General features: G+C 42.6%; 8 protein-coding genes. All 8 read left to right on the top strand.

Going from position 1 to position 7,144, the window contains the following annotated elements; all coding sequences use genetic code 11:
* Positions 1-1,063, top strand: a 1,063-nt coding sequence (locus ACTNES_RS18220; protein ID WP_441040307.1) for a hypothetical protein, incomplete at its 5' end; no start/stop codon positions are given.
* 84 nt (positions 1,064-1,147) lie between these two features.
* The gene (locus tag ACTNES_RS18215; RefSeq protein ID WP_441040306.1) at positions 1,148-1,570 is read left to right on the top strand and encodes a phage holin family protein; all 423 of its coding nucleotides are present in this window, start codon (positions 1,148-1,150) and stop codon (positions 1,568-1,570) included.
* Positions 1,571-1,572: 2 nt separating this feature from the next.
* On the top strand, positions 1,573-3,084 hold the full coding sequence (locus tag ACTNES_RS18210; RefSeq protein WP_441040305.1) for a glucosaminidase domain-containing protein: 1,512 nt from the start codon (positions 1,573-1,575) through the stop codon (positions 3,082-3,084).
* Between the two features lie 205 nt (positions 3,085-3,289).
* A complete protein-coding gene (locus tag ACTNES_RS18205) occupies positions 3,290-3,910 on the top strand; it encodes a hypothetical protein (protein WP_441040304.1) in 621 nt (206 codons plus the stop codon).
* The gene (locus tag ACTNES_RS18200) at positions 3,903-4,445 is read left to right on the top strand and encodes a macro domain-containing protein (RefSeq protein ID WP_441040303.1); all 543 of its coding nucleotides are present in this window, start codon (positions 3,903-3,905) and stop codon (positions 4,443-4,445) included. Before ACTNES_RS18205 ends, ACTNES_RS18200 begins: the two co-directional genes overlap by 8 nt.
* A gap of 16 nt (positions 4,446-4,461) precedes the next feature.
* Positions 4,462-4,983 (top strand): DUF6998 domain-containing protein, encoded by a 522-nt coding sequence (locus ACTNES_RS18195; RefSeq protein ID WP_441040302.1) that lies wholly within the window; start codon positions 4,462-4,464, stop codon positions 4,981-4,983.
* A gap of 191 nt (positions 4,984-5,174) precedes the next feature.
* Positions 5,175-5,390, top strand: coding sequence for an excisionase (locus ACTNES_RS18190; RefSeq protein WP_441040301.1), 216 nt, complete (start codon positions 5,175-5,177; stop codon positions 5,388-5,390).
* Positions 5,391-5,531: 141 nt separating this feature from the next.
* Positions 5,532-6,806, top strand: coding sequence for a tyrosine-type recombinase/integrase (locus ACTNES_RS18185; protein WP_441040300.1), 1,275 nt, complete (start codon positions 5,532-5,534; stop codon positions 6,804-6,806).
* Positions 6,807-7,144: the final 338 nt, after the last annotated feature.

Raw genomic sequence — 7,144 nt, 5'->3', positions numbered from 1 at the left:
GAATCTGACAGAGAGTAAGCCACTTGATAATGGTTACCGGTTTGTGTGGGAGTTTACACCAAGCCAGGGGAATGGAACCATTGCTGCGGTAGCACTGACTTCTAAGCAGGGCGGTGTGGCTGCTTATGGCAGTATGGAGAATTCCAAGGCTGCCTTTTATCAGATTATGGAGACAAGGCTTGAAACACAGACCGTGGAAGAACTTGCGGAGCTGTTAAGTGCGGTGGAGGTGGATTTTGAGAACAATATCCTGATCAACATGCGGTTCCAGGACAGCTCTGTGATTATCCATAAGAGAAGGATTCCGGTGTTTACTCTGGGACTGAATGACAGGCTGAATGATACGACCAATGACCTGCTGGAAGAGAAGGTCATTCCCTGCAGTACCTTTAAGTTTCTGGGGAGCTATACGCCTTATGGGGATTTTCTGGACGGGCATGACGGGTACTGGTATGGGTTTGCCAATCAGGCGAATTTCTCCGGGGATGCAAAGATGTACTGGGTGAAGATTAAAAAGGATGATTACACCATGACAGAAGGTGTATGGACATTGTCCAACTGTTATTTGAAGGCAATCGGGTATTTCAAGGTCGATACTTATGCACAGCGTGGTGTGAGAGGTGTCATCCGGAATGGCTATCTGTATCTGACTGCTTATGATGATGCAGGAATCTATAAAATCAATCTCAACAATTCCACGGATGTGACATTGATTCCTTTTGGATTTACTTCTGCCGGGAAGTCTCAGACCGGTTCCGGAACCTGTGCGAATTATCTGTTTATGGTAAATGACCTGATTATCGGATGGGATTATCAGATTAAGCCGGATGATACGGTAGTGCAGACGGTTGGAAGTACAAGGCTTCTGAATCTGGGTACGCCGCTTTTTCAGTACAAGGAATTCTGCTTTGGCTGGGGCGGTAACTATGGTTCGGATTACAGAATGTGCTTTCTGTTGACACCGTATCTGGCCAGTATCAACAATCTGAGTACTGCCGTGGTGAAGAAGACTACGGATAAGATGATGAAGATTACCTATGAGCTGACGGAAGAGGACAGCTGATAGGGATGGAATTATGGGATGAGGCAGTTGCTCTAAGAGGGGCAGCTGCTTTTTCTATATACATTTTAAGGAGGATGAGAGGATATGAAAGAGTTTTGGAGTATTGTGCAGTTGGTGTTTACGGGAATCGGCGGCTGGATTGGGTACTTCCTGGGAGGGTGTGATGGTTTGATTCTGGCATTGCTTTTATTTGTGGTGGCGGATTACATCACGGGAATTATGTGTGCGATTGCAGATAAGAAGCTCTCTTCGGAGGTTGGATTCAAGGGAATCTGCAGAAAGGTACTTATCTTTATGCTGGTAGGAATTGCAAATGTGTTGGATGTGCAGGTCATCGGAAATGGTTCTATTTTAAGAACGGCGGTGATCTTTTTTTATCTCAGCAATGAGGGGATTTCTTTGCTTGAGAATGCGGCTCATTTAGGATTGCCGATTCCGGAGAAGCTTAAGAAGGTGTTGGAGCAACTGCATGATCGCAGTGAAGAGGACAAAAAGGATGGTGAGTAAGAATGGGATATACAAACAGTCCGCTTGTGGCTTATACGAAGCTTAGTCCGAATCATTCAGGACAGCGTACCCACAAGATTGACAGAATATCACCGCACTGTGTTGTAGGACAGTGCAGCGCAGAAGGCTTGGGAGATTGGTTTTACAGACCGTCCACCCAGGCCTCTTCCAATTATGGCATTGATAAGGATGGCAGGGTTGGCATGTATGTCGAAGAAAAGAATCGTTCCTGGTGTACTTCCAGCAATGAGAATGATCAGAGAGCGGTTACCATTGAGTGTGCATCCGGCAAGGTGGAACCTTATGCTATGAATGAGGTGGTCTATGACAGGTTGATTGATCTGTGCGTGGATATCTGCCAGAGAAATGGCAAGAAGAAGCTGCTTTGGTTTGGAGATAAGCGGAAATCTTTAAGCTATCAGCCAAAGGAGGATGAGATGCTCATCACGGTTCACAGATGGTTTGCCAATAAGAGTTGTCCGGGGAACTGGCTTTATGCAAGGCTGGGTGATTTGGCTGCGAAGGTTACAGCGAGACTTAGCGGTGGAGAATCAGAAGCGATTCCTTCAGGGATGCAGGCAAGAGAGTTCCAGAATCTGACGGAGGCACAGGTGATTGCCAAGATTGGTGCATTGTTTTCAGCTGACCAAAAGAAGTCAGGGATTTTGGCATCCGTGTCTATGGCGCAGTTTATTCTGGAGAGTGGTTATGGAAAATCAGAACTGGCTCAGGGGGCGAATAACTGCTTTGGTATGAAGAAGTCCTTGAGTGGTAATACCTGGTGCGGAAGCACCTGGGATGGCAGTTCTGTTTATACCAAGAAGACACAGGAGCAGAATGCCGATGGAAGCTATATGACCATCACGGCTGATTTCAGAAGGTACAGCTGTGTGGAAGATTCCATTGCAGACCATAGTGCTTATCTGCTTGGAGCGAAGAAGGGTAGCAAGCCTCGATATGATGGGCTGAAAGGGTGTACGGATTATAAGAAGGCAGTGCAGATCATCAAGGATGGTGGGTATGCGACTTCGGTGACCTATGTGGAGAAGCTGTGTAACATTATTGAGAAATGGAAGCTCACTCAGTACGATGTTGGTTCTTCTGGTGGCGCTGGTGATACAGTGATTAAGTATTATAGGGTAAGGAAGAGTTGGGATGATGCAAAGTCTCAGCTTGGCGCTTATACTGTACTTGCCAATGCAAAGGCTATGGCTGATAAGCATACGGGATATGAGGTTTATGACTGGAACGGCAAGCAGGTTTATCCTGAGGTGGCAGATGATGCTGCAGCTGGGATGACTAATGCGGATTGTCCGTTTATGGTGAAGGTAAGTATTCCTGATTTGAATATTAGAAAGGGTGCTGGAACGAATACAGCTAAGACTGGTGCATATACAGGTGTTGGGGTGTTTACTATCTTGGAGGTTAAGGACGGTAAAGGTGCTGATGCAGGATGGGGAAAACTGAAGTCTGGAGCTGGATGGATTTCGTTGGATTTTTGCCAGAGAGTATAAGTGAATAAGGAAATGTGAGCCTGCGGGTGTTGGGAGAAAATTCTGATGCTGCAGGCTTTTTTTGTTGCAAAAAAGCTGAAAAAAGCCGATATTATAGTTAAGGTCGGATTTCATATCTATAGGGTACATTTTTTAGGACTGCAATTCTGCTAAGCTGATATTGTACGATGTGGTGGAACATTGAAAAGATTGGAGGGTAACGCTTATGGCTAAATGTATATGCCCAAAATGCAAATCTGAAAATATTATACCGATTATGTATGGTTATCCTGCTCCGGAGGCAATGGAAGCAGCTGTTGCAGGAGAATTGAAACTTGGAGGTTGTGAGGTCTATATTGATGGCTGTGATATGCCAGATAAGTTCTGTAAAGATTGTGAATTTGAATGGAGCGTTGATCATTTTCTTGCTGAAGACATTGTTAAAGTCAGATTTAGATATTGGTCGAACTGGGGATTTATGGATTCAGAATTATTAACAGAAGAACAATGGGCTTTCGAAGTATACCCGGATGGAACTATCAAGTATTTTGCATATCCGAGGGCGAGTCGAAGAGTTCTGGATAAGGATGAGATTCGTATTTCATCAGATAGAGTAAATGATTTCTACAATCAAGTTATATGGCTATATCGTCCTTGGACAGAAACCGTAGATTGTCGTGTTTGTGATGGATGCAGCTATGAATTGACAATTACATATAAAGATAATAGAAAGAGAAAATTCAGTGGTGATATTGGCGGTGGAACTATTGATGAGACAATAATGAATTTTCTTAAATCAATTTCGGAAATGAAGCAAAAGATAGAGGGGGAAGATGCAGATGAGTAATAGTAAGATAACTTTGATAAATGGTTCCTGTGCAGATCAGGAAGTAGACGTTGTAGTTAATGCTGCTAATGGCGGTCTATGGGCTGGTGGCGGAATATGTGGTGTGATTTTTAAAAAAGCTGGTATGAGAGAACTCACTGATGCTTGTAATAAACATCAAACACCGGTAAAAGATGGTGGAGCAGTAATCACGCCTGCTTTTAATATGATTAATGCAAAAGCAATCATACACGCAGTTGGACCTGATTTTGGCAGAACGCCTTCTGCTTTCAAGGAATTATTTGAGGCATATTACAATTCTTTAGTTGTACTAAAGGAAAATGGGTATCATAGCATCTCGTTTCCGTTGATAAGTGCAGGAATATTTGGAGGCAATTTGCCTAATCCGGTTGCTGAGTCTACAAAACAATGCTGCAGAGCTTATAATAAGTTCGTGCAGGACTTCCCTGACTATAATGTTGATGTTAAGCTGTGTGCTTTTTCGTCAAATGAAATGGTTGAGGCAAAGAAGGAATTTGATAATTACTTTTGTTAGTGAAGGAAATGGATAAATGACAGGTAGAATATCATACACGGAAGAAAAGATGAATAATATCAAGCTTCAGGTTCAAAAGCTTATTGGTATTGTAAATGAATTGGAGGCTGATTTTCCAGGGAGACATTTCACTTTGGATGGGCATCTTGTGGGAAGCATCGGAGAAGTTATGGCGGCCTATTATTACGGTGTGGAACTATATACTGCATCGGCGGTTGCTCATGATGGAGAAGTTGATGGAAAAAAGGTTCAGATTAAGATTTCACAGCAGGATAATATTGTCATCAATCATGAGCCGGAATACCTTATTGTTCTGTACTTGAATAAAGGTGGTAATATCTATGAGGTTTATAACGGACCGGGAAAAGAACCTTGGGAAAACGCTAGCAAGCGTGATAGTCATAATAATCGTCACATGATGGTAAATAAGTTGATGGAATTGGATAAGGCTGTTTGTGATGATGAGAGGATATCGGCAATACATACAATTGAAAAGATGAGGCCGGAATATAAAAATAAAAAGAATAGAAAATCATAATTGTAATCATGGACATAATGCGTTTACCTAGACCTTCAGAAAAGTTAATCCTGCAGGTCTATTTTTTTTATCTTTTTTCGGCTTTTACCGGAATTATCTCGTCAAAAGGCGGTTAGGAAGGTAGAAGGGCGCTGGATGTCCGGTGGACATCCGTTTAGCGCGGACCGGATTGGAAAGGAGACGTGCCTGAGATGAACGGTATCGAAAAAAGAGAATTGCCTTGGTGGCAGAAGTACACATTAACACTTAATGAAGCATCGGAGTATTTCGGGATTGGCTACAAGAAACTGAAGATGTTTGTTCAGGAGCATTCGGATGAGGATTTTATCCTCTGGAACGGAAACAGAGCACTGATCAAGCGTGAGCAATTTGAAAAGTATATGGACAGTCAGATGAATGTGATTTAGTTCATAAAAATTTTTCAATTTTCTTGTGGAAAAGGAGCCGTGTATGTGATAGTATATTGATACATAGTCGGATACATACTATGGACTATGTTAAATAAATATTATAGCATGGCTCCCTCAATCGAAAGGAGACGATGTTCAATGAGCGAAAAGAGACGCGATAGTAAAAATCGCATTCTTCGCACAGGAGAGAGCCAGGAAGCGGATGGACGCTATAAGTATAGATACATTGATGCCAATGGTAAGCGCAAGACAGTTTACAGTTGGAGATTGGTGGCTACTGATAGTATTCCAGCCGGCAAAAAAGATAATGCGCCTTTAAGAGATCAGGAGAAGGCAATCAACAAGGATTTAGATGATATGATTGTTCCTGATGGCGGCGGCTTGACGGTTCTTCAGCTTGTGAAGAAGTATATAGCAACTAAGACCGGAGTTAAGCATACAACCAGAGCAGGTTACGGAACTGTAATCAATATGCTGGAAAAGGAACCATTCGGAGCAAGGAGAATTGACAAGGTCAGATTATCCGATGCAAAGGAGTGGCTCATCAAATTACAGCAGGAGGATAAAAAGAGTTTCTCAGCAATTCATTCGATCAGAGGTGTTGTGAGACCTGCATTTCAGATGGCAGTTGATGACGATATATTAAGAAAGAATCCATTTGAGTTTCAACTTGCTACTGTACTGGTAAATGACGCAGTCACTCGTGAGGCCATTACAAGGAAACAGGAAAGAACTTTCCTCGAATTTATAAAAAACGATGCGCACTACTGCAAGTATTATGACGGTATGTACATTCTGTTTAAGACAGGGATGCGTATTTCGGAGTTTACAGGTTTGACGCTGAAGGATCTGGACATGGAGAACAGAACCATTAACATTGACCATCAGCTTCAGAAGACCGGGACGTTGGTTTACATCGATACTACGAAAACCTACGCCGGTACCAGAGTGATTCCGATGCAGGATGATGTGTATGAATGCTTTCAGAATATCATCAAGGCAAGACCAAAGCTTAAGGTGGAGCCGATGATTGATGGCTACTCAGGATTCCTTTGCTTCGATAAGGACGGGAAACCGATGGTGGCTATGCACTGGGAGAAGTACTTCCAGCACGCAGTTGATAAGTATAACAGCATTTATCGCATTCAGCTTCCGAAGATCACACCTCATGTATGCAGACATACGTACTGCTCTAATATGGCAAAGTCCGGAATGAATCCTAAGGTGCTTCAGTATCTGATGGGGCATTCGGATATCAGCGTCATTCTCAACACCTATACTCATCTTAAGCTGGATGATGCGAGAGAAGAGGTTGAGAAGCTTGCTAAGAAGCAGGCAGAGGCTGAGACAGTGAAGCAGCTTGGTATGAAGGAAGATTCACATCAGGTGATTAAGCTTGGTAAGAGTGGTTGATAGACCAGAGAATACAATGGCTTTTATAAAAAATCAGCCATTGGTGAACGGCAAATATCAGCAAAAAAGCCGATGGTCTAAACTTGAAAAAACAGTCCAATTTAGACCAATTTTTAGACCATTTGATGGAATAAACATACCGAGATAAGCCGAAAAAAGCCGAGAAATGGGAAAATGGTCGATAGACTGAAAAAGTGCGCAAATGCCCTAAAAATAAGGAAAAACCGAGATAATCCGAGATAAGTTAGGAGTAAAAAATATATGATACGCGTATTATTTGTTTGCCACGGCACTACCTTAGCAAAATTCTGAAAAACCTTGATTTTACAGTATATTTT

Origin of the sequence: Blautia sp. HCP3S3_D9 (assembly GCF_052063845.1) — a bacterium.
Lineage (GTDB): Bacteria > Bacillota > Clostridia > Lachnospirales > Lachnospiraceae > Blautia_A.
This window is presented reverse-complemented; position numbering and strand designations above follow the sequence as displayed.